The sequence below is a fragment of the Flavobacterium sp. GQ95 genome (assembly GCF_059758655.1).
In genome coordinates this window covers 12,157-36,222 of the sequence record NZ_JCAXEB010000024.1, presented here as the reverse complement: position 1 = coordinate 36,222, position 24,066 = coordinate 12,157, and the positions used below count along the sequence as shown (strand labels likewise).

Here is a 24,066-nt window from a genome sequence, read left to right as displayed (position 1 = left end):
TTTCAAGGGCTTTTTTATACTTTAAAGGAAATTATCCTTCGTCTTCTTCTGTAACTTTTTTTAATGAATCATCCGGTAATTCTTCATCATCATCTGTAGAATTCAATTCGAAGAAACTGAAAAAGGAACCTCCATAATTTTTCTGAAAAGAGAAATTACTCAAATGCTCCATTTTTGTATATTTAGAATGTTCGATAATCATCATGCCATCTTCGTGCAATAAATCTCTTTCGAAAACAGTCAGCACTATTTTTTCAAAAGCAGTCTGATCTAATCCGTAAGGAGGATCGGCAAAAATAATATCGTAAGAGGTTTTGCAATTTTCTAAAAATTTATAAACATCACTTTTAGTCGCAGCGATATCAAAATCATATTCTGACGAAACTTGTTTGATGAATTTAACGCAGCCAAAATCTCCGTCAACAGATGTTATGGGCGCGCTTCCGCGTGAAGCGAATTCAAAGCTAATATTGCCTGTTCCCGAAAATAAGTCTAAAACTTTTAAGCTGTCAAAACTAAAATGATTGTTCAAAACATTAAATAATGCTTCTTTGCTCATGTCAGTCGTAGGTCTTACAGGAAGGTTTTTTGGCGGAAAAATGCGGCGTCCTTTGTATTTTCCAGAAATGATTCTCATGATTGAAATAAGATATAATGTTTTTGATTTTGTGCAGTAGAAAAGTCATTTTTCTCTTGTAATGTGCTTACATCTAAGAAGGAAACATTACGGATGTATTTATACGCGATGGCATAAAAAGGGTCATTTTTTTCTATAGTACCTAACAATTCGAGTGGAAAAATCTCAGGATTTAAATTCGATTGTTCGGCCGTAAAAAGGATGTAATAGATAAAATCTTCCGGTGTTTGATATTCAAAAGAATTGAATAACAATAGTTTTTGATTTTGAACTACGATAATTTCAAAATGCTCCGGATTAAAATTGACGATCATTTTTTTATCGTCATTGTTTCTTGAAGCGTCAAGGATTTTTTCGACTAAAATGCTGTTAACGTGTTTGTAATCAAATGATCCAACATTATCAATCAGGAAATTATTGATGTTTACATACGGAATGTAAACGGCATTCATTTCGTAATTTGAAATGGTGTCGAAAGTAAAAAAATCAGTTTCAAAGACCTTTGTATTGTATTGTAAATAGCTGCCCAGATAATTTTCATCAAAAAGCGCAGTTGGAACAAAAGTCGAAAGATTGTTATTATGAATTACCATAATTTCATCATAAGTCTCTTTTAATTCCGGATATTTTTTAAAAGCATCACTAAATGATTCTTCAATTTTAGTCGCCTTTTGAGTCGGATCAAAATGAATTTCATTAAACGAAGTAATGGTATTATTTAAGGTATCAAAACAACAAAAAGAAAATCCGGTCAGGGAAACCTGAATAGAAAGCTTTTTGTAAAGTTTTGATGTAATATTAGTATTTTGAAATGCCATAATTTGATTTTCAATTCATTACCTGTTGTAGTGTCAAGAAAGAATTTAATTCGAACACAAACTTACAAATTAAAAAGCAAGAATAATAATTGCAATTTCAAAAAACAATTTAATATACATTTTAAGGCAATGTTAAATTTTTTTTCCTCACCATATAAGTGATATAAGTTCATTTAATTGTGAATTTTTACATTCTTATATGTGCTTTTAGATTGTTTCCAATTAGATACAATGCTATGCGGCTCTGCTTAACTGAACTTATATCACTTATATGGTGAGGAAAATTGATTTTAGGATTGCCATTGAATTTGCCATTTAAAAAACCGTACTTTGTAGTTCAATTTCACCCTATGAATTCAGCATTGTTTTACGGCGTTTTACAAAGAAAATTTCCTTTTGCACCCACTTATAAACAGGATATTTTTTTTCAAAAAATCGCTATTTTTTTAACCGAACCAGCTAACGATACCATTTTTGTACTGAAAGGATATGCCGGAACCGGAAAAACAACGGTGATTTCGACTATTGTAAATAATCTTGGAGAAATTAATAAGAAGTTTGTTTTGCTGGCGCCAACAGGTCGCGCTGCAAAAGTGATTGCTAATTATTCGAATACGCCTGCATTTACCATCCATAAAAAAATATATTTTCCTAAAAAATCTTCGGGTGGAGGCGTGGCTTTTACCAAACAGATTAACAAACATAAAAACACCATTTTTATCGTTGATGAAGCTTCTATGATTTCAGACAGCAATTCGGATTCGAAATTGTACGATAACGGATCACTTTTAGACGATTTGATTCAATATGTTTATTCCGGAACCAATTGCAAAATGATTCTTTTAGGAGATACGGCTCAGCTGCCTCCTGTAAATTTAGATATTAGCCCGGCTCTTGATATTCAAACCTTAGGAGTTCATTACGATAAGGAAGTGGAACATATAGAATTGGATGAAGTAATGCGTCAGGAAGAGAATTCAGGTATTTTGTACAATGCGACGGAATTACGTGAATTGCTGAAAGAAAGCTTTATTACGGAGTTTAAATTCAATGTAAAAAAGTTTAAAGACATCGTTCGATTGACTGATGGCTATGATATTCAGGATGCAATAAACACGGCTTATAGTAATTATAGTATTGAAGATACGGCTTTTATAGTACGCTCGAATAAAAGAGCGAATCAGTATAACGAACAAATCAGAACCCGAATCTTGTTTAAAGAAAGTGAACTTTCGGTAGGCGATTTTTTGATGGTTGTGAAGAATAATTATTTCTGGTTAAAAGAAACTGATGAAGCCGGATTTATTGCCAACGGAGATATTATTGAAGTATTAGAAATGTTCGGTATCAAAGAATTATACGGATTTACTTTTGCGAATGTAAAAATCAGAATGGTCGATTATCCGGATCAAAAACCTTTTGAAACCGTTTTACTTTTGGATACGATTAAAAGTGAATCTCCGTCATTAACCTACGAAGAATCCAATCGTTTGTATGAAGAAGTAATGAAAGATTACGAAGATGAAAGTACCAAATACAAGAAATTCCAAAAAGTAAAAGAAAACGAATATTTTAATGGTTTACAAGTAAAATTCTCCTATGCCATAACTTGTCATAAATCACAGGGAGGGCAGTGGGATACTGTTTTTATTGAACAGCCGTATTTGCCAAACGGAATCGATCGGGATTACATACGATGGCTTTACACAGCTATGACGCGTGCCAAAAATAAATTATATTTGATAGGATTTAAAGACGAGAGTTTCGAGGAATAGTTTTTTTGCCACACATTAAAAGGATTAAAAAAGATTTCCTAAATATGTATTTAAAATCTGAGAGAATCCTTTTAATCTGTGGCAAAAAAGAAAACATTTTAGAATGACAACACTAAACGACTTACATTCGATTTCATCAACGTTTTCGAATACAGATAAAATGCCGGTTTTGTTTTTAGGACACGGTAGTCCGATGAACGCCATTGAAGAAAATCAGTTTGTGGCTGGTTTTCGCAATCTGGCTAAAACATTGCCACAGCCAAATGCGATTTTGTGTATTTCGGCACATTGGTTTACCAACGGAACCAAAGTCACTTCGATGCAAATGCCAAGAACCATTCACGATTTTGGTGGTTTTCCGCAAGCACTTTTTGATGTACAATATCCTGTAAAAGGAAGTCCGGAACTGGCAGCAGAAACAAAAAGAATATTAGAACCAGTTCATGTCGATTTAGACGAACATTGGGGTTTAGACCACGGAGCCTGGAGTGTAATTAAACATTTGTATCCGGAAGCAAATGTTCCGGTAATTCAGTTGAGTATTGATTACGCCAAGTCTGGACAATATCATTTTGAGTTGGCACAGAAATTACAATCGCTTCGTCATAAAGGTATTCTGATTATCGGAAGCGGAAATATCGTTCACAATCTTCGTTTGGTTGATTTCAGGAATTTTGATAAGGATAATTATGGTTTCGATTGGGCTATAGAAGCTCGTGAAACGATTAATAATTATTTGTTGGATGAAAATTTTCAGCCTTTGATTGATTTCGAAAAAATGAGTAAAGCAGTTCAGGTTGCAATTCCAACACCGGATCATTATTTGCCTTTATTATATACTTTAGGTTTAAAGGAAAAGTCAGAAGAATTGAGTTTGTTTAATGATAAATTACTGGCGGGTTCTTTGAGTATGACATCGGTAAAAATTATGTAAAAATATTTAGTGTATCTCTGTGAAATCTTCGTGTATCTCTGTGTTATAACTTTTTCACAGAGATTCGCAAAAGATTTCACAAAGATTCGCAAAAGAAAAAAAAATAAATTACTAATGAGGATGAGATTGCTTCGTTCCTCGCAATGACATAAAAAATGAAAATAATAGCTGTAATTCCGGCACGATACGCATCAACACGATTTCCTGCTAAATTGATGCAGGATTTAGGAGGTAAAACGGTGATTTTAAGAACATACGAAGCTTCCGTCGCAACAAAGTTGTTTGATGATGTATTTGTTGTAACCGACTCTGATTTGATCTTTAATGAAATTGTATCGAATGGAGGTAAAGCCATAATGAGCATCAAAGAACACGAATCAGGAAGTGACCGAATTGCAGAAGCTATTTATAGCTTAGATGTTGATATTGTTGTGAATGTGCAGGGTGATGAGCCTTTTACTGAAGTTGGCCCTCTTGAACAAGTTTTATCGGTTTTTAGAAATGATGAAGATCGTAAAGTAGATTTGGCTTCGCTAATGCGTGAAATTACAGATGAAGGCGAAATTAATAACCCGAACAATGTAAAAGTAGTTGTAGATCAATCGCAATTTGCGTTGTATTTTTCACGTTCTGTAATTCCGTATCCTAGAGATAAGGATGTAGGAGTTCGTTATTTTCAGCATATCGGAATTTATGCTTTTAGAAAACAGGCTTTATTAGACTTTTATAGTCTGCCGATGAAATCTTTGGAAGCTTCTGAAAAATTAGAGCAATTACGTTATTTAGAATTCGGAAAACGTATTAAAATGGTCGAAACAACTCATGTTGGAATTGGAATTGATACGGCTGAGGATTTAGAAAAGGCGAGGGCAATTTTGGCTTCGAAATAAATTGCGCAATGGCACACGGATGGCGAGGATTTTTTGTCATCCTGAGGAACGAAGGATCACACTAGAAATTCCGCACAGTATGTTGACAATCTTTGTCGAGTCTCTAGTGTGATTCTTCGTTCCTCAGAATGACATACTTTATTTAGAAATAAAAAAAAGCTCCAAAATTCTGGAGCTTTTTTTATATTTAAAACTAAATCCTTAGTATAAATCCGGGAATTTAGAAGGATTAACTTCATGCATCATACTATAGACTTTCTCGAAAATATCTTCAGCAGAAGGTTTTGAGAAATAGTCGCCATCAGTTCCGTAAGCTGGTCTGTGGGCTTTTGCAGCTAGAGTTTGTGGTTTGCTGTCCAAATGAACATAAGCATCCTGTTCTTCTAAAATCTGTTGTAAAATATAAGCTGAAGCTCCACCGGGAACATCTTCGTCAATTACTAACAAACGATTCGTTTTAGCAATACTTTTTACAATATCCTTATTGATATCGAATGGAAGTAGAGACTGAATGTCAATAACTTCGCAATCAATTCCTAAATCTAATAATTCAGTTGCAGCCTGTTCGACCAATCTCAACGTTGAACCGTATGAAACTAGCGTAATATCTGAACCTTCTTTTAATGTTTCAACAACACCAATTGGCGTTTTGAATTCACCAAAATTCAAAGGTGTTTTTTCTTTTAAACGGTATCCATTCAAACATTCAATTACTAAAGCTGGTTCATCAGTCTCTAAAAGTGCATTATAAAATCCTGCAGCCTGAGTCATGTTTCTTGGAACCAAAACGTGAATTCCACGAATAGCGTTGATAATCATTCCCATTGGTGAACCAGAATGCCAGATACCTTCTAAACGGTGTCCACGGGTTCTGATAATTAACGGTGCTTTTTGTTTTCCAACCGTTCTATATTGTAATGTTGCCAAATCATCACTCATGATTTGAATCGCATACAGTAAATAATCTAAATATTGAATTTCAGCAATAGGTCGTAAACCTCTCAAAGCCATTCCGATTCCCTGACCTACAATGGTAGCTTCACGAATTCCGACATCGGCAACACGAAGTTCTCCGTATTTTTCCTGCATGCCCTCTAAACCTTGGTTTACATCGCCAATGTTTCCAACATCTTCACCAAAAATTAGCGTTTCAGGATATTTGGTAAACAAAGCATCGAAGTTATCACGAAGAATCATGCGACCATCTGAATCTGGTTTTGCATTATCTGCATATTCAGGAAGCACTTTTTTTACTGAGGAAACATTTAATTCTGAATCAGAATGCAAATGGCTGCTGAATCTTGGTTGTGTTTTTGAAATGTAATCCGTAATCCAGTTAGATAATAAAACCTTACTGTTTGGAACTTCAACAAAACGCAATATTTTACGCGCTATAACCAACATTTCCTTTTTTAAAGGTGATTTAATAGCACTTAATTCTGAAATATATTTTCTAATTCTTTCCTTATGATTGATGCTTGCTTCTGCAATTTGCTCCAATAAAGCCAAAAGATTTTTTTGATCTTCAATAATTGGGTTGATGAAAGAATTCCAGGCTTCTTTTTTAGCTTCCAGAACTTCTTTTTTCAATTCAAAATCAATTTCTGACAATTCTTCCGGAGATGCAATATTGATGGCAATCATCCATAAACGCATCTGACGAATACAATCAAAATCTCTTTCCCAAGCCAGTCTTTCTCCGTTTTTATAACGTTCGTGAGAACCTGAAGTAGAATGTCCTTGTGGCTGCGTTAATTCGTTTACGTGAATTAAAACCGGAATATGTTCTTCGCGGGCAATAGCGCCGGCACGTTCGTAAGTAGAAACCAATTCAGCATAATCCCAGCCTTTAACTCTGAAAATTTCATAACCTTTAGAATCTTCATCACGTTGATATCCTTTTAAGATTTCAGAGATATTTTCTTTGGTAGTTTGATGTTTTGCATGAACCGAAATTCCGTATTCATCATCCCAAACGCTCATTACCATTGGAACTTGTAAAACTCCCGCAGCGTTTATAGTTTCAAAAAACAAACCTTCAGAAGTACTGGCATTACCAATAGTTCCCCAAGCCACTTCGTTTCCATTTACAGAGAATTTATCTTTGATAGTAATGCCATCAACATTTCTGTAAATTTTTGAAGCCTGAGCCAATCCCAATAATCTTGGCATTTGTCCGGCTGTAGGTGATATATCTGCGCTTGAATTTTTTTGTTTTGTTAAGTCTTTCCAGGATCCGTCTTCGTTTAAACTGTGCGTTACAAAGTGTCCGCCCATTTGCCTTCCGGCTGACATTGGATCAAAATCTAAATCGGTATGACCGTATAGACCTGCGAAAAATTGTTTTGGAGTCAATTCGCCAATCGCCATCATAAAAGTCTGATCGCGGTAATATCCAGAACGGAAATCACCATTTTTAAAGGCTTTTGCCATAGCAAGCTGCGGCACTTCTTTTCCGTCACCAAATATTCCAAATTTGGCTTTTCCTGTCAATACTTCTTTACGACCTAAAAGGCTACATTCACGGCTGGTGATTGCAATTCTGTAGTCATTTAATACCTCAGTTTTGAAATCCTCAAATGTTAATGTAGTATTGTTTTTTTCTGTAATCATAATCTGGAATGGTCATGTTAAGACTGCGAAATTACTTAAAAACAATCAATAATCATAATTCTTTAAAATAAATATAATTTAATTATTTGTATTTAAAATCAAAAAACTACGTATTTTATTTATGTATTATTAAATAAAAAACACAATTTAATGAGAATTGCATATGTTTTTGATTAAAATTTATTTAATTAAAGCCATTTTCGGGTAAAAAGATTAACTAATGTTTTGGGAGACAATGTTATAACAAATCTTATTTTTTCGTTATATTTTGTTTGGGTAATTTCCCAGCCATTATTTGAATAAACAGGGAAATAAAGTTCAAAATAATCCGGCACTAAATTTAATCGAACACCGCTGTCGTAAACAAAATCAGCACTTTGGTGTTTACTTTTCATAAAACCAATATCTCCATAAAGTTCAATCCAGTTCCACACAGCATAACTTGCGTTTAATGTTGACATCCACTGATTGGCATAAGAAGGCTCGATTCTCGATTTAAAACCACCTTCTGCCATTACAAATTGCTGACTGAAAAATCCGGTACTTTCAGATCTTCCATAAAAATTATAATCAAACATATAATCTGTTGGGCGGTCTAAGCCAAAGCTGAAATAGTCTGAATTTGTTGTGTTATAAAGGAAACTTCCAACGTATAATCTCAAATTTAGCTTACGATTGTTTTCAAATAATCTTCTATATTCAATTTCTCCAGCCACTTTCCCGAAATTTCCGGAAAATTGAACATCAGTCATAAAATTAAAATGATTAATTAATTCGGTTTTGGTATTTGAGTATCGTGCATTAAAAACAGAATAATTAGGTGTTGAATTATCTGTAATGTATTCGGTTGCTTCACGATTTACAATTACCTGACGAAATAAGAAAAGTTGTTTTCTGTTGTCCCTGAAATTCTCTTCCCGAATTCTAAACTGAACCATCGGATTCAATCTTAAATAAGCGGCATCTGGCGCATAATGGTAATAATTTTGACTTAAAGAATATCGTACATTATATAAGGTACTGTTGCGGTAATATTGATTCCACGCGAAGGCAGAAGATCCTGAAATTGTTTGGGCTTTTAGAGAATACGCTGGATTTATGTCAAACGTAAACGGTTTGTCTAATATCGTTTTATTATGAAAACGGATTCCAGGTGTAAATCCATCATAATAATTATAGGTAAGTGTCGGTATATATAGAATTTGGTTGTAATAGGGATCTTCCAGATCTTTAGCAAAATTAAATTTGATCGGACGATTCGTGATTACAACGTTTTTCAGTGATTTCCAGTTGTTTCTTTGATTGTATTCCGGAACTTCATTATCGTAATTAATGACAATTTTATCCGCATTTTTTCGCTCAAAGTTATAAATTGAATCATTGTTGTTTTTTGGTTCAATCCATGTTTTAAAAACGACTTCATTTTTCCTTATTCCATAAATCGGAATGGGAGCGTAAATACCTGTTTTGTTTTTTATCTGAAATTGAACGCTGTCTTTGGTTCGGGAAACATTTGTGAATTTATAATCGATAATTTCACGGGAATCTATAATAGTTTCAAAAAACCAATTGATTTTTTTGGGACTATTTTTAGTTAATATATCTTCAAAATCATATCGGTTTGTCTGTTCCTTTTTATTCAGATTATAAAATTCCTGAACACTTTCAGGAACAATATTGTGATTTAAATAATCATCCAAATAGCTCAAACTTAAGCCGGCGCGATATTTACTGGCAATCTGTTCGTTGAATTTAATCAATGTGTTTTTTGGGTCGCCAAGTGGCTGATCCAGGTTTTTTCGCGCCATCAGCATATAATAATAGCTGTATTGTTCGTTGAAAGTCAGATTTGTGATATTATAACTTTTAAAGAGTTTCATGTCCGAAAGTCTTCCTAACATCTTCTGATCCAGATGATTTTCTTCCATGTATTTCATCATGGTGTAAATCTGAATTCCGTCATAAACCCAATTGTCTCTTCGGGGATCTAAACGTAAACTATTCTTCAAATAATTGTTCAGATAGGTTTTTAAGAAAGTAATCTCAAAAATAAATTCATCCGAAAATGGACTAATAAATGACGGCAATTGATTCAATCCATAAAACGGATTTCGATCATAATCAGCCTGAGAAACCATGATTTTTTGATGTGGATATTTACCAATAAATTCATTAGCAAAAGTGGCTACTCTGTTAATAACAAGGGCTCTCTGAATTTCGTTGAGTTTCTTCGTCTTTAAATCAGAAAGCACTTCTAAATCTCCAGTAGTATAACTTTTAAAACTATTTTGCTTTTCAATAAATAAATTGAAGTCAGTTCTGTTATTTCCGGAAAACAAATAAGAGCTAAAAGCAGTATTTGAAATATCTTTTGAAACCGAATTTAAGTCGGTCGTGACAGAATAGTTATTCGGAATTTTTATTTCAACTTCATAACCTGAACTGGCATTAGCAATATCATCAAGATTGAAATTATTGTTTTTTATAAACTTATGATTTTCAAATCGGGCAGGGGTTAAAAACCAATTTTTTAAGTTCATTCCGCCATTTTGATCAAAACCATAATGTGTAAATTTATCACTCGGAATCTTCGAAATATATGTCAGATGCAAATCAATTTTCTCGCCCGGATTTAATTTTCGGTTCAGCTTTACAACAATAAAATCCGGATTTTTATCGGTTCTTTCCCATTCCAAAGCTAAATTATCTGAATCCGTCAGATTTAAAATTGTTGTATTTCCTCTTTCTTCAGGCTTTGCAACGTGAAAACCTCTGTAGAATTCATCTGAAAAACGCTTTGCCAATGGCGTATTTTTATCTGAAAATGCATTATTCCAATCATTCAAAACAATCGAAGTCAAAGAGTCGTTAGAAGTATTATAAAACGTGATATCCTGTTTAACATTCAGTGTTTTAAGTTCAAGGTTCACCGCCACTTCCATCTTAGACTGATGTTGTGCATATTGTTTTATCGAACTGAATAAAACTAAAATGAAGAATATAATTTTATAAAATGATTTCAAGGATGGCTTAGAAATTAACGGATATACTTAAGTTACGAGGGTAAAGTTGTTTTGGTTTTTTGTAAAAATAGCATAAAAAAAGCTGTTTTAAAAAACAGCTTTCAATTTTTATGTATTTAACCATATAAGTAATATTAGAAAATTTAGTTTTGCTTAGTTTTTACGCAAAGATTAAATGAACTCATATCACTTATATGGTGGAGAATATTTTAGAAATTCGGACTTAAATCGTATTTCTTATAGAATTTATCCAGTACGTCAACAACTTCATCTTCAGTATCTACGATTTTAAATAAGTTTAAATCGTCAGGACTTACTGTTTTCATTTTTTCAACCAAAACCGTTTTTACCCATTCGATTAAACCTGACCAAAATTCAACTCCAACCAGAATAATTGGGAATTTTCCAATTTTCTTGGTCTGAATCAAAGTAATCGCTTCAAACATTTCGTCTAAAGTTCCAAAACCTCCAGGCATAACCACGAATCCCTGTGAATATTTTACAAACATTACTTTTCTAACAAAGAAATAATCAAAATTCAGGTTTTTATCGTGGTCGATATAAGGATTAAAATGCTGTTCAAAAGGCAACTCAATATTTAAACCAACCGAAGTTCCTCCACCTAAATGCGCACCTTTATTTCCGGCTTCCATAATTCCGGGACCACCGCCCGTAATCACGCCATAACCAGCTTTACTAATTTTATAGGCAATTTTTTCGGCAAGTAAATAGTATTTATCGTCCGGTTTTGTTCTCGCAGATCCAAAAATCGAAACACACGGACCAATACGTCCCATACTTTCGTAACCGTTTACAAACTCGGCCATGATTTTAAAAATCGCCCAGCTGTCATTGGTTCTAATTTCGTTCCACGTTTTTTGTTTCAAACGATCCTGAATTACTTTATCCTCATCATTATCAAAATCTTCTAATCTCATTTTTGGTATATTATAATTTATATTTTTTTAAGGAGCTGTTTACTTCGTCAGTCGCTATCGCTCGTGTCCTGCTGTCCACTGTATCTTTTATGTTCGCCGCGGCGCACATAAAAGGATACCGTTCCTATCAGGGCTATGTGACTCGTTTTCAAAAGAAAAATCCTTTACTAATAGGTTTGTTCTTCAATTGATTTAGTAATATGGCTTTTAACTTTTCCGGTATGCTCTGTTGTTTTAGATTCTATAAGCATTATTAGACATTCTTCAACAGATGAAACCCTATGATTTATTCCTTTTTTTACAACGAATAATTCGCCTTTTTTCATAGTAAATGATGGCTCGTTTTCAATTTCCATTAAAAGTTCACCATCAACAATATAAAATAACTCGTCTTCATTTTCGTGATTATGCCACGGTATTTCCTGACCTTTTATTTTAGCCACTTTAATATATTGATCGTTTACTTCATCAATTATTTTAGGCGAAAAATATTGGTCTACGTTGCTGAACTTGTCTTTTAAATTCATAGATTCTCTATTTAGTCTTCACCGAAATCAAAAATTTTTTCAAAAACGGCTAGCTAAATTAAGTCTTTTTTTCAGAATTGTCACAAGATTGTCTATTTATTAATTTAAATGTAACAATTTTAAATGGGTAGGTTTTGGATTAGGCTTCATTATCAATAGATTATAGAAAATGAATTTTACAATAATTACAATATGCGATAATATATGTCGTTCCTACGGAACTTAATTACGAAAAATGTAAAATTATAAACGGATTTTAATCCGTTGCTATAAACATTTCGTTCCTCCGGAACTAAAGATTATATCGAAAAAAGCTGTAGGCTTGGTTAATATTAGAAACATATTTTTATGCACGAAAGTATTCGCATTTTTATCATCCCTCGTCCTTCGGGATGACAATGATTGTGGTTATTGGCTGTTAAATGTTCATTTTCAACCTTTGTCAAAGTTTAAAACTTTGACAAAGGTATCATCACGAAAATCTTTTTACTCCAACTCTTTTTTCAAAAACTTCGCCGTATAGCTTTTTTTATTTTTTGCTACTTCTTCAGGAGTTCCTTTGGCAATTAATTGTCCACCACCTTTTCCTCCTTCAGGACCAATATCAATAATATAATCAGCAAGTTTGATCACATCCATATTATGTTCGATAACCAGAATAGTATTTCCTTTATCCACCAATTTATTGATCACATCCATTAATACACGTATGTCTTCAAAATGCAAACCAGTTGTAGGTTCGTCTAGTATATAAAAGGTATTTCCGGTATCTTTTTTAGACAATTCTCCCGCCAGTTTGATACGCTGTGCTTCACCTCCAGAAAGCGTTGTGCTCTGCTGACCAAGTGTAATATAACCCAAACCAACATCCTGAATGGTTTTTACTTTTCTATAAATCTTCGGAATCATTTCAAAAAATGGAACTGCTTCATCAACCGTCATATTCAATACATCTGAAATTGATTTTCCTTTGTATCGAATTTCCAGCGTTTCTCTGTTAAAACGTTTTCCCTGACAGGTTTCACATTCTACATAAACGTCAGGTAAAAAGTTCATTTCAATCGTTCTGACACCAGAACCTTCGCAGGTTTCGCAACGTCCGCCTTTTACATTAAAACTAAAACGTCCGGCTTTGTAACCACGAATCATGCTTTCAGAAGTCATAGTAAACAAGTTTCTGATCTCAGTAAAAACTTCCGTATAAGTCGCTGGATTTGAACGAGGCGTTCTTCCAATCGGACTTTGGTCAATATCAATTACTTTGTCAATATGTTCTAAACCTTCAATCTTTTTATAAGGCTGCGGTTTTTTTACACCATTAAAATAATAGGCATTTAAAATAGGGTAGAGTGTCTCGTTTATTAAAGTCGATTTCCCGCTTCCAGAAACTCCTGTCACGCAAATCAATTGTCCTAAAGGCAATTCGATCGAAACATTTTTCAGGTTATTTCCAGTCGCTCCAGTCAATTTTAAAAACTTTCCGTTTCCTTTACGACGTTCTTTTGGAATCTCCAGTTTCATTGTACCATTCAGATATTGAGCAGTAATGGTGTTGGATTTTAAAGTTTCAGCCGGAGTTCCAATACTGATAATCTCTCCTCCGTATTTTCCTGCTTTAGGGCCAATATCAATAACGTAATCAGCACGTTCAATCATGTCTTTATCGTGTTCTACGACAATCACAGAATTTCCGATGTCACGTAATTGTTCCAAAGAATGAATCAGTTTTTCATTGTCTCTTTGGTGTAAACCAATACTTGGTTCATCCAAAATATACAAAACACCAACCAATTGCGAACCAATTTGTGTTGCCAGACGAATACGCTGTGCTTCTCCACCTGAAAGTGATTTTGAACTTCGGCTTAAAGCCAAATAATTCAAACCAACATTCATCAAAAAGTTCAAACGGTCTTTGATTTCTTTTACTACTTCAGAAGCAATCAAAAGCTGTTTGTCTGATAAATGATTGTTTAAATCCTGAAACCAGATAGTTAAATCGGAAATATCCATATCACACAATTCGGTGATATTTTTCCCATTTACTCTAAAAAACTGTGCTTCTTTTTTCAATCGGGAACCTTCACAAACGGGACAATTCACTTCGTCCATAAAATCTTTTGCCCAACGTTTTATGGTCGTTGAAGAAGTTTCATCAAATTGATTTTTGATGAAATGTGATATACCTTCAAAATCTATTTTATAATCGCGTGTAACGCCCAGATCTTTAGAATTCACAACGAACTTATCTTTTCCGCCATGTAAAATCATGGTCATCGCTTCTTCTGGAATTTTCTCAATTGGATCTGTTATTTTAAATCCAAATTTTTCTCCAATAACTTCTAATTGCTTAAAAATCCACGAAGATTTATATTCGCCAAGCGGAGCAAAACCACCAGATTTAATAGATAATTTTGGATTCGGAATAATCTTTTTTATATTGATTTCGTGAACCGTTCCCAAACCATTACAATGCGGGCAAGCTCCTTTTGGAGAGTTGAAAGAAAATAAATTCGGTTCCGGATTTTGATACGAAATTCCCGTTGTAGGACACATTAAATTTCTGCTGAAATAACGTACTTCATTGGTGTCCTGATCTAAAATCATTAAAACATTTTCGCCGTGATGCATAGCTGTGTTAATACTTTCAGATAATCTTTTTTGATTGTCCTCAGTATCTTCAATCAACATTCTGTCGACTACAATTTCGATATCGTGTGTTTTATAACGATCCAGTTTCATTCCTGAAACCAAATCCTGAACTTCTCCATTTACGCGAACTTTTAAAAAGCCTTGTTTGGTAATTTGCTGGAATAATTCGGCATAGTGTCCTTTTCTGGCTCTAATAATTGGAGCCAAGATATTAATGCGTTTTCCGGTAAAATCCTGCATGATCAAATCTTTAATTTGTTCATCAGAATAGGAAACCATTTTTTCGCCTGTGTTGTAACTGTAAGCATCAGCACCACGAGCATATAAAAGTCTTAAAAAATCATATATTTCAGTAATAGTTCCGACAGTTGATCGTGGACTTTTACTGGTCGTTTTTTGTTCAATTGCAATTACCGGAGATAGTCCGTCGATCTTGTCAACATCCGGACGCTCTAAACCGCCAAGAAACTGTCTGGCATAAGCCGAAAAAGTCTCCACATAACGACGCTGTCCTTCAGCATAAATTGTATCAAATGCCAAAGATGATTTTCCCGAACCTGACAAACCAGTTATTACAACCAGTTTTTCACGCGGAATAGAAATATCGATATTTTTTAGATTATGAACTCTTGCGCCAAGAACTTCAATAGTATTGTCTTTTTCTAACATAATTTTGAGCAAAACGCAAAGTTACCACTTTGATTTATTCTTTTTATACTAGAGTACAAAACTTTATGTTACAATTAGTAACAAAATAACGCTAACCGAAGTTAGCGTTTTCGTTTTCTGGTTGCCATATATTCTTCAATGGCTTCTTTGGTAGTATACCAATTTCGGCCTTCTTTATAAGCATCTATTTTGCCTGTTCTGGCCAATAAGCTAACATACTCGTGACCGTAAGGAGTTTCGGGCTCGCTTACAATATTTTGTATTGACTGATAGTCATAATTGCTTCCGGGCATGGCACTTAAATAAATATTAAGAGTTCGCTCTAAAGCCTGACACATCAGAAGGGTTAGTTTTTGATAATTGCCATTATTAGCCTGATTGAGTGCTTCGTAATATTTTTTTCTATCATTCTTTAGAATAATAGCCGGAGGAAAACCACATCGCATTAATATCAGATTCATACTCAAACGAACTGTACGGCCATTTCCATCAAAGAATGGATGAATCCAGACTAGTTTATGATGATAAATCGTAGCCAGTTCAATATCGTTTAGACCTAATGGATTGGTATTGATAAAATCAATTAATTCATCGAGATAATCTGAAACTTTATTGGCGTTTGGAGGCATGAAATTAGCACCTGAAATTCGGACGCCACCATTTCGTAGTCGGCCTGCAAAATCGTCTTCAATAGAACGTAAAACCAATCCGTGAAGAGATAGAATATCAATGCTTTGAAGTTTGTAATTATCACCTACAATCGAGTACAAATAATCAATCGCTTTATCGTGATTGTGAGTTTCAAAATGTTCCCGAAGTGATTTTCCTTTAATCGTAATTCCTTCCTGAATGACCATTTGAGTTTCTCGCAAACTCATCGTATTTCCTTCAATACTGTTTGAATTGTATGTCCATTCAAGAGATAAACTCTCGCGGATTTTATGCAAAGCAATATTGGGCAATGGTCTGCTGTTTTGCAAATCAAGCCTTTTTTGGTACAATCGATCGAAAGTTGATTGAAATTCAGTTCTATATGTTAAGTCTATATTCCACATAATAAAACAAAGGTACTTCTTAATATCGGATAAAACAAAAAAATAATCTATCCGATATTAAGCTTATTCTATTGTCATAGAGCGAAGTTTCATTCGATAAGCTTCAAGTGCTATAGATTTAGAAATGAAGCCATAATATTTTTCATTTCGTAAAACCGGAAGAAAGGCTGTTTTTGATTTTTCGAATTTGCTCATCACAATTTCCATGCTGTCAAAAGAGGAAATAGTGGCGGACGGAGTTTTCATAACATCTTTTATCAAAGTATATTTTACGCGATAAGGGTTGAAAATAATTTCGCGGATATCATTAAAATGAACTACACCAACGAGTTCTTTTTCATTGTTGACAACAGCAAAAACTACCTGATTTGAATGTGAAATAAGATCTACCAATTTGCTTAAGTTTTCTTCAGGATGAACGGTCAAATAGTCACATTGAATAATAGTATCAATATCTAAAGTTGATAGAATATTAGAATCTTTGTTGCTTGTAAAGGCGTGCCCTTTTTTAGCCAGATTTTTTACGTCAAGCGAATATTTCTCAAAACGTTTTGAAATCGCAAAACTAATAGAAGAAACAATCATAAGTGGAATCATCAAACCGTAACCACCGGTAATTTCTGCAATTAAGAAAATAGCAGTTAGTGGGGCGTGAAATAATCCACTCAAAATACCAGCCATTCCAACCATAGTGAAATTACTAATTGGCAATTTGGATAAGCCAATAAGGCTAATAAACTTTGAAAAGAAATAGCCTAAATAGGATCCCAAAAATAGAGATGGCGCAAAATTTCCTCCGTTTCCGCCACTTCCAATTGTAAGTCCGGAGGCGAATACTTTTACCATCATCGTACAACCAACAAAAAGCAATAAAACCCACTGGTTATTTCTAAAATCTGCAAATAAAGTATTATCTAATAATTGTCCGGGATCACTTTCAGATAAAGTTTTAATGCTTTCATAACCTTCCCCAAATAAAGTTGGGAAAATAAAGATTAATAAAGCTAATAATGAAGAACCGATCAATGCCTTTTTATACGGACTCCATTTTGATTTGGAGAAATAATGCTCTACTTTTTGAAAATTTCGTGCGTAATAAACAGCTATAAAACCAGTCAATACGCCTAAAAGAACGTAAAAGGGAATATTGTGAAAATTAAAAACTTCTTGTTTTTTAAAAGTTAATAAAATAGTTTCATCTAAAACAATAGCTGAAACCAGGGCACCGGTCGCCGCCGAAATCATAATAGGAGTAAATGCCGAAATACTGACATCAACTAACAAAACTTCAATGGCGAATAAGACTCCCGCTATAGGCGCATTAAACGCAGCTGAAATTCCCGCTGCAACTCCACAGCCAATAAGTAATGTTCTATCCTTATAATGTAGCTTGTAATTTTGAGCAAAATTAGATCCAAATGCAGCTCCTGTAATTACAATGGGACTTTCTAAACCAGCAGAACCTCCTAAACCAACCGTTAACGAACTCGTTATAATTTGGGCATACATCTGCTTTTTCGGAATAATACTTGCCTTTTTAGCAACAGCATATAAAATTTGAGAGGTTCCTTTTTCGATCGTTCCGTTAAGAACTCTTTTTACAACAAAAACAGTTAGTACAATACCAATAATTGGTAAGATACTGTTGATAAAACTCAATTTTAAAATGGCATTGATGTAAGTTGCAAATGAGAAAACGCTATGGGCAAAAGTTTTCAAAACGATAACTGCCAAAGAGCATGAAATACCAATTAAAACACTTGATAAAAAAATAAACTGCTTTGGAGTCATTAAGGATTGCGCCAAAGCAATAATGCTTTCTAGTTTTCTGAAATATTTTTTTAGCATTCGATCTGTAAAAATTAGGGGAATAGTGCAAATTTAGCTCTTAACATTCAAATTTGTATAAATTTAAGTACAAATCTTTATAAAATTTAAAAACCAACTGCTGTATCATCACCTCGAAAATCGGCACCACCTTCTAAAGTTTGATTTGGCAGGACCAAAATGGCATCCACCTTACCGATTATAGGAGTCGCTTTTTCATTAATCAAATATCCTTTTGCTTTAAGTTTATCGATAGTTGTATTATCAAAAGTATTGGGTTCAAAAGTTATAAGATCTGGCAACCATTGATGATGAAATCTTGGAGCGTTTACAGCTTCCTGCATACTGAATTTATACTCATAAACATTTAAGATAGTCTGCAAAACCGATGTTATAATTGTAGAACCTCCCGGAGTTCCTACAACCATAAAAAGTTTTCCATCTTTCTCTACGATTGTGGGTGTCATCGAACTTAACATGCGTTTTTGAGGTACGATACTGTTGGCTTCGTTTCCAACTAATCCGAACATATTTGGAGAGCCTGGTTTGGCACTAAAATCGTCCATTTCGTTGTTTAAAAAGAAACCCAATTCATCACAATAATATTTTGATCCATAACCGTCATTTAAAGTTGTTGTTGCCGCAATAGCATTTCCAAATTTATCTACAATAGAGTAGTGTGTAGTCTCAGTACTTTCATTATAAGTTACTTTTCCTTCTTTTATTTCTGATGATAAACTGGCTTTATCCACATTAAAAGTTGACATTCTTTCTTTCAAATAATTCTCCGAGAGTAATGCTTTTACCGGAATTTTTACAAAATCGGGATCACCCAAAAACTGACTTCTGTCGGCGTAAGCTCTTCTTTCGGCCTCAACAATTACCTGAATGGCTTCGGGTGAATTATGGCCCATTTTTGCTATATCATAGGGTGCAATCATTTTCAGGATTTGTGCCAGACAGATTCCGCCGCTGCTCGGCGGAGACATCGAGGTGATTTTTAAATCTTTATAAGTAAATTGAAGCGGTTTTCTCCATTTTGCTTCGTATTTAGCTAAATCTTCCAAAGTAATAATGCCACCTTTTTTCTGAAGATAATCAACTAAAATTTTTGCTGTTTCACCTTTGTAAAATTCATTTCTTCCCTTTTTTGAAATTCGTTTTAAAGTAGCCGCAAGAGCAGGATATTTAATCGTATCATTCTCTTTAAAACTAGTTGCTAAAAGTGTTGTCGGACCATTTACTTTTACAATAGACTCTCGATAATCGTTCATGCTTTTTTCCTGTTTCTTTGTTACCACAACTCCTCTTTCAGCTAAAGCAATAACAGGTTTTAAAATTTCTGACATTGGCATAGAACCATACTTTTTATGAACCGCAAAAACGCCGGCAACGGTTCCGGGTACACCAATTGCTAAAGCAGTTTCGGTGCTTTTTCCTTTTATTACATTTCCGTCTTTATCCAAAAACATATCTTTTGAAGCTGCCAAAGGTGCTTTTTCACGATAATCTAAAGATCCTACTTCGCCATTTGCTTTTCGGTATACCATAAATCCGCCTCCGCCAATATTTCCGGCAAACGGAAAAGCTACTGCTAGAGCTAATTCGGTACCGACCATCGCATCAAAGGCATTTCCGCCTCTTTTCATAATGTCAGTGCCTATTTTGGAAGCTTCTTCTCTGGCCGAAACGACCATAGCTTTTGAAGCAACTAAACCGGTTGGATTTTGTTGTGCGAAACTAAATGCAGAAATGAAACAGCATAAAAATGTAATTTTTTTCATAACGAGAAAATATTGGTTTTATAGAATCTAATTGATTTTATAAGGATAGTAATTTTTGTTTGGATTGCTTTTGAATGTCTTCAAAAAAAGTGGTGAATTCCTGTTCAAATTCGGCATAGAATTCTTTTAGTTCCTCACTGGCAAATTGCATTTTGGATACGTTTTTAGATCTTCGATCCATTTGCGTCAAAATTTGATGAATGCCTTCGACTGTTCGATAACTCAAAAGCCAGTTTCTTTCAATCATATAAGGCATTAAACCTTGCGTTTTTTCGGTTAAAATATCATAATTTACATGAAGAGAATTGTAGAACCGATTGATGAAATCTTCTAATTTTTCATCAGAATATTTTGTCCAGTTTTTTGCTAAAAAGTGATCGTAAATAATGTCTACAATCACACCCGCATAATGATGATATTTTTGGTGTAATCGTTTAGTACTTTGCCTAAAAACATCATGCGAATCGGTATAAGTATCTATAAAACGATGTAAAATAATTCCTTTTTGTACATCTTCCGGAAAATGTTCAAACTGTTTTCCACGAATGCCGTCCGCCATAAAATTGCCGATTTTGATAAAATCATTATCACCTGAAAGATATATATGGGCTAGGAAGTTCATTTTTTTGAGTTGCTAAGGTTCTGAGATGCTAAGGCACTAAGTTTATTTTTATAGATACTAGGATACTAAGTTGCTAAGATCCTAAGTTATTTAAGTAAAAGTATGAAAAGTTTTTTAGATAGTTTTTATTATAAGAATTCGTCCTATTAAACATAACATATAAGTTTATTTTTAAAATCTTAGCAACTTAGTCCCGAAGCCTCGGGATAGTCACTTAGCAACTTTTTTAAAAATCTTAGCATCTTAGCATCTCAGAACCTTAGTAACTTTCTATATTTGTAACTGGTAACCATAACTCACAAAAATGACTTTAATAAAATCAATATCCGGAATTCGCGGAACTATCGGAGGAAAAGTAGGTGATAATCTAACTCCTGTTGATGCTGTGAAATTTGCATCGGCATACGGAACCTTTCTAAAAAATAATACTTCAAAAGAAAAATTAACCGTTGTAATTGGTCGTGACGCCAGAATTTCTGGTCCGATGATCCACAATCTGGTTGTAAATACGTTGATAGGTTTAGGAATTAATGTAATTGATCTTGGACTTTCGACAACGCCGACCGTTGAAGTTGCCGTTCCGTTAGAAAAAGCAGATGGTGGAATTATTTTAACAGCATCTCACAATCCAAAACAATGGAATGCCCTTAAATTATTGAATGAAAAAGGAGAATTTTTAAGCGGAGCTGAAGGTGCAAAAATTCTTGAAATTGCTGAAGCAGAAGCTTTCGATTTCTCAGATGTAGATAATTTAGGAGAAATCACAGTGAATGATGCCTATATGGATATTCATATTGACGAGGTTTTAAATTTGCCTTTGGTTGATGTTGAAGCTGTAAAAGCAGCAAAATTTAAAGTTGTTGTTGATGGAGTAAATTCTTCGGGCGGAATTATTATTCCGAAATTATTAGAATTGATGGGCGTTGAAGTTGTAAAATTATATTGCGAACCAAACGGACATTTTCCTCATAATCCAGAACCTTTAAAAGAACATTTAACTGATATTTCAGAATTGGTAGTTAAGGAAAAAGCGCATTTAGGAGTTGTAGTTGATCCGGATGTGGATCGTTTGGCTTTCATTAGCGAAGACGGAGAAATGTTTGGAGAAGAATATACTTTAGTAGCTTGCGCTGATTATGTTTTAAGTAAAACTCCCGGAAATACAGTTTCAAATATGTCATCATCACGTGCTTTGCGCGATGTTACTAAAGCGCATAACGGAAGTTATGAAGCCAGTGCAGTAGGCGAGGTGAATGTAGTTGAACTAATGAAAAAAAATAATGCTATTATTGGTGGTGAAGGAAATGGAGGAATTATCTATCCTGAATCGCATTACGGAAGAGATAGTTTAGTTGGAGTTGCTTTATTCTTAACGCATTTAGCAAACAAAAAAATGTCAGTTTCTGCATTGCGTGCTTCTTATCCGGAATATTATATGAGCAAAAATAAAATTGAATTAACGCCAAAAATTGATGTTGATGCGATTTTAGTTGCCATGACAGAAAAATACAAAAACGAAGATATTACTACGATTGACGGTGTGAAAATTGATTTCGCTACAGAATGGGTTCATTTGAGAAAATCAAACACAGAGCCAATTATTCGTATTTATACTGAAGCTCCTTCTCAGGAGAAAGCAGATGTTTTAGCACTTCGAATTATAGATGAAATAAAAGCGATTGCCGGAATTTAGTTAGAAAAGATTCTAAGAGACTATCCCGAGGCTTCGGGACTAAGTTGCTAAGATTTTGTTTCAAATAAAAAACTCTTTCATTAATTTGAAAGAGTTTTTTTTGGGAACTATTTGGAGAATTGGTTATTAATTTTTGATGATTTTTATTGATTTTTTAACCGAACCATACGTGGCAGTTACAATGTAAACACCTGTCGAAAGTTTATCCCCTATTTTAATGTCTTCATTTGTAAAATGATCATTCGAAGAGTAACAAACAATTCCTTTCATGTCGACTATTTTCAGGCTTAAAGGCTCTGTAGTAAAAGATTTAATATGAAGCGTGGATTGGTTTTTAACAGGATTTGGATAAACTGTAAAAGTATCTTTATCAATTGAAGGATCATTAATACCTAAATTTGCCGCAGTAACATCAATAAAATTGAAATTCATATCATTCGATTTGAATTTAACTTTAAGATAAACTTCTCCTTTTGGCAATGCAACTCCGCTTACAAGTTTATCAGCATAAGTTTGATAACCACCTGTAATTGGGAAAGTTTCATCTGTCTTTACGATTACATTATTAACCAAAATGTCAAATTTTCCAGGAATCGTTGGAGATGCTACTCTGAAGTTTAAATTATAAGTTCCGGCATCAGCAACATTTAATATAAATTCATTCCAGTCTCCGGCTTCGATAAAACAAACATTTTGACCTGTTCCGGAATCTGTTGTATTTTGTAAACCTGTACCTTTTCTTCTATAATGTTTGTTGGCTGTAATTCGGCCGGGAACATTCATTTTTTTTGTAGTGTAGCTTGTATTTATGTATTCAGTACCAATGGGCTTTAAAATACCACTTTGAGGGGCTAATAATTGTCCTTCCTGCATGTCAATCCAATCAGCCGGAACCCTTCCTGTAAACCATGAATATCTGTAAATATCCGGATCATTTTCAAAACTGGTAATGATTTCTTTCATGAAAGTTATTTTCTCAGCTGCAGTCTGAATGACTCTGTTAGCAAATTCAGTTACCCAAACCGGACGATTGTATTTTTTGAGAAGCCCTGTAACACCAATCACCGCACCGGAAGAGTTGTCATAAGTATGAAAAGCAATGTAATCGACTTTGCAGTTTGGGCATAAAAGAAAAAATTGATCATGCCAGGCTACAGGATCGCTAAAACCTCCATAATTATTAGGGCCGTTATAAGCCGGCGACGCACTAACGATTTCCAGATTTTTAGCAGCAGCGATTTTTTCTACATTAGCCCATGCATTTACGGCTTCCTGAGGTGTTAATCTTGCACCGTCATTAAAATTGGGTTCATTAAAAGCTAATAAATATTTAGCACCGGGTTTTATTTTACTTATAAAATTTTGAACATCTGCATCACTTTGTTTTCCCCACGTCATTGGTACATATTCGAGACCAATTGATTCATAATTGGCATTTGTATCATTTTCGGGTAATGTACCCCAGTTATACCACCATGAAATTCCTGGTTTTAGCGCTAATAAGTCAGCAGTAGAGTTATTTACATAAGCAATACCTCTTTTCGGACTTTGAGCAAAAGTGGCTATGGAGATGACCGATATAAAAAATGTAAAAAGTAATTTTTTAAACATG

General features: G+C 34.1%; 16 protein-coding genes. 4 read left to right on the top strand and 12 right to left on the bottom strand.

Going from position 1 to position 24,066, the window contains the following annotated elements:
* Positions 1-31 precede the first annotated feature (31 nt).
* A complete protein-coding gene (locus tag AC6CH4_RS25150) occupies positions 32-637 on the bottom strand; it encodes an RsmD family RNA methyltransferase (RefSeq protein ID WP_498107942.1) in 606 nt (201 codons plus the stop codon).
* Complete coding sequence (locus AC6CH4_RS25145; protein WP_498107940.1) at positions 634-1,455, bottom strand: DUF3822 family protein; 822 nt, start codon at positions 1,453-1,455, stop codon at positions 634-636. The genes AC6CH4_RS25150 and AC6CH4_RS25145 overlap by 4 nt, the downstream gene beginning before the upstream one ends.
* Before the next feature lie 350 nt (positions 1,456-1,805).
* On the opposite strand from AC6CH4_RS25145, the gene AC6CH4_RS25140 reads away from it, so the two are divergent.
* The 3 genes from AC6CH4_RS25140 to kdsB all read left to right on the top strand — a co-directional run bounded on the left by AC6CH4_RS25140 (position 1,806) and on the right by kdsB (position 5,054).
* Positions 1,806-3,230 carry an ATP-dependent DNA helicase gene (locus AC6CH4_RS25140; protein ID WP_498107938.1) on the top strand — a complete coding sequence of 475 codons (1,425 nt, stop codon included), beginning with the start codon at positions 1,806-1,808 and terminating at the stop codon, positions 3,228-3,230.
* Positions 3,231-3,333: 103 nt separating this feature from the next.
* Positions 3,334-4,164 (top strand): 4,5-DOPA-extradiol-dioxygenase, encoded by an 831-nt coding sequence (ygiD, locus tag AC6CH4_RS25135; protein WP_498107936.1) that lies wholly within the window; start codon positions 3,334-3,336, stop codon positions 4,162-4,164.
* Between the two features lie 155 nt (positions 4,165-4,319).
* Entirely contained in the window at positions 4,320-5,054 is a 735-nt protein-coding gene (kdsB, locus tag AC6CH4_RS25130; RefSeq protein ID WP_498107934.1) for a 3-deoxy-manno-octulosonate cytidylyltransferase, read from the top strand.
* A 201-nt stretch (positions 5,055-5,255) separates the two neighbouring features.
* Here kdsB and AC6CH4_RS25125 read toward each other — a convergent pair whose 3' ends face one another.
* The 9 genes from AC6CH4_RS25125 to AC6CH4_RS25085 form a co-directional block, all read right to left on the bottom strand.
* The gene (locus AC6CH4_RS25125) at positions 5,256-7,667 is read right to left on the bottom strand and encodes an alpha-ketoacid dehydrogenase subunit alpha/beta (RefSeq protein WP_498107932.1); all 2,412 of its coding nucleotides are present in this window, start codon (positions 7,665-7,667) and stop codon (positions 5,256-5,258) included.
* Between the two features lie 188 nt (positions 7,668-7,855).
* A complete protein-coding gene (locus AC6CH4_RS25120; protein WP_498107944.1) occupies positions 7,856-10,609 on the bottom strand; it encodes a gluzincin family metallopeptidase in 2,754 nt (917 codons plus the stop codon).
* 290 nt (positions 10,610-10,899) lie between these two features.
* Complete coding sequence (locus tag AC6CH4_RS25115; protein WP_056191028.1) at positions 10,900-11,628, bottom strand: LOG family protein; 729 nt, start codon at positions 11,626-11,628, stop codon at positions 10,900-10,902.
* A 167-nt stretch (positions 11,629-11,795) separates the two neighbouring features.
* Positions 11,796-12,155 (bottom strand): cupin domain-containing protein, encoded by a 360-nt coding sequence (locus AC6CH4_RS25110; protein WP_498107930.1) that lies wholly within the window; start codon positions 12,153-12,155, stop codon positions 11,796-11,798.
* Between the two features lie 486 nt (positions 12,156-12,641).
* On the bottom strand, positions 12,642-15,473 hold the full coding sequence (gene uvrA / locus AC6CH4_RS25105) for an excinuclease ABC subunit UvrA (protein WP_498107928.1): 2,832 nt from the start codon (positions 15,471-15,473) through the stop codon (positions 12,642-12,644).
* Between the two features lie 101 nt (positions 15,474-15,574).
* Entirely contained in the window at positions 15,575-16,528 is a 954-nt protein-coding gene (locus tag AC6CH4_RS25100; protein WP_498107926.1) for a Fic family protein, read from the bottom strand.
* Positions 16,529-16,591: 63 nt separating this feature from the next.
* Positions 16,592-18,376, bottom strand: coding sequence for a chloride channel protein (locus AC6CH4_RS25095; protein WP_498107924.1), 1,785 nt, complete (start codon positions 18,374-18,376; stop codon positions 16,592-16,594).
* 86 nt (positions 18,377-18,462) lie between these two features.
* Entirely contained in the window at positions 18,463-20,139 is a 1,677-nt protein-coding gene (gene ggt / locus AC6CH4_RS25090; RefSeq protein ID WP_498107922.1) for a gamma-glutamyltransferase, read from the bottom strand.
* Positions 20,140-20,176: 37 nt separating this feature from the next.
* Positions 20,177-20,761, bottom strand: a complete 585-nt coding sequence (locus tag AC6CH4_RS25085) for an acyl carrier protein phosphodiesterase (RefSeq protein ID WP_498107920.1) — start codon at positions 20,759-20,761, stop codon at positions 20,177-20,179.
* A gap of 304 nt (positions 20,762-21,065) precedes the next feature.
* On the opposite strand from AC6CH4_RS25085, the gene glmM reads away from it, so the two are divergent.
* Entirely contained in the window at positions 21,066-22,454 is a 1,389-nt protein-coding gene (gene glmM, locus AC6CH4_RS25080) for a phosphoglucosamine mutase (protein WP_498107918.1), read from the top strand.
* 126 nt (positions 22,455-22,580) lie between these two features.
* On the opposite strand, the gene AC6CH4_RS25075 is transcribed toward glmM, so the two are convergent.
* On the bottom strand, positions 22,581-24,065 hold the full coding sequence (locus AC6CH4_RS25075; RefSeq protein ID WP_498107916.1) for a glycosyl hydrolase: 1,485 nt from the start codon (positions 24,063-24,065) through the stop codon (positions 22,581-22,583).
* Between the last annotated feature and the right edge of the window lies 1 nt (position 24,066).

Excerpts from the sequence above, each read along its gene's own strand:
- AC6CH4_RS25110 (WP_498107930.1), bottom strand. The coding sequence starts at position 12,155 with ATGAATTTAAAAGACAAGTTCAGCAACGTAGACCAATATTTTTCGCCT.
- kdsB (WP_498107934.1), top strand. The coding sequence starts at position 4,320 with ATGAAAATAATAGCTGTAATTCCGGCACGATACGCATCAACACGATTT.
- glmM (WP_498107918.1), top strand. The coding sequence starts at position 21,066 with ATGACTTTAATAAAATCAATATCCGGAATTCGCGGAACTATCGGAGGA.
- AC6CH4_RS25120 (WP_498107944.1), bottom strand. The coding sequence starts at position 10,609 with ATGGAAGTGGCGGTGAACCTTGAACTTAAAACACTGAATGTTAAACAG.
- AC6CH4_RS25095 (WP_498107924.1), bottom strand. The coding sequence starts at position 18,376 with ATGCTAAAAAAATATTTCAGAAAACTAGAAAGCATTATTGCTTTGGCG.
- AC6CH4_RS25085 (WP_498107920.1), bottom strand. The coding sequence starts at position 20,761 with ATGAACTTCCTAGCCCATATATATCTTTCAGGTGATAATGATTTTATC.
- AC6CH4_RS25125 (WP_498107932.1), bottom strand. The coding sequence starts at position 7,667 with ATGATTACAGAAAAAAACAATACTACATTAACATTTGAGGATTTCAAA.
- uvrA (WP_498107928.1), bottom strand. The coding sequence starts at position 15,473 with ATGTTAGAAAAAGACAATACTATTGAAGTTCTTGGCGCAAGAGTTCAT.
- AC6CH4_RS25140 (WP_498107938.1), top strand. The coding sequence starts at position 1,806 with ATGAATTCAGCATTGTTTTACGGCGTTTTACAAAGAAAATTTCCTTTT.
- AC6CH4_RS25150 (WP_498107942.1), bottom strand. The coding sequence starts at position 637 with ATGAGAATCATTTCTGGAAAATACAAAGGACGCCGCATTTTTCCGCCA.
- AC6CH4_RS25115 (WP_056191028.1), bottom strand. The coding sequence starts at position 11,628 with ATGAGATTAGAAGATTTTGATAATGATGAGGATAAAGTAATTCAGGAT.
- ggt (WP_498107922.1), bottom strand. The coding sequence starts at position 20,139 with ATGAAAAAAATTACATTTTTATGCTGTTTCATTTCTGCATTTAGTTTC.
- ygiD (WP_498107936.1), top strand. The coding sequence starts at position 3,334 with ATGACAACACTAAACGACTTACATTCGATTTCATCAACGTTTTCGAAT.
- AC6CH4_RS25145 (WP_498107940.1), bottom strand. The coding sequence starts at position 1,455 with ATGGCATTTCAAAATACTAATATTACATCAAAACTTTACAAAAAGCTT.
- AC6CH4_RS25075 (WP_498107916.1), bottom strand. The coding sequence starts at position 24,065 with ATGTTTAAAAAATTACTTTTTACATTTTTTATATCGGTCATCTCCATA.
- AC6CH4_RS25100 (WP_498107926.1), bottom strand. The coding sequence starts at position 16,528 with ATGTGGAATATAGACTTAACATATAGAACTGAATTTCAATCAACTTTC.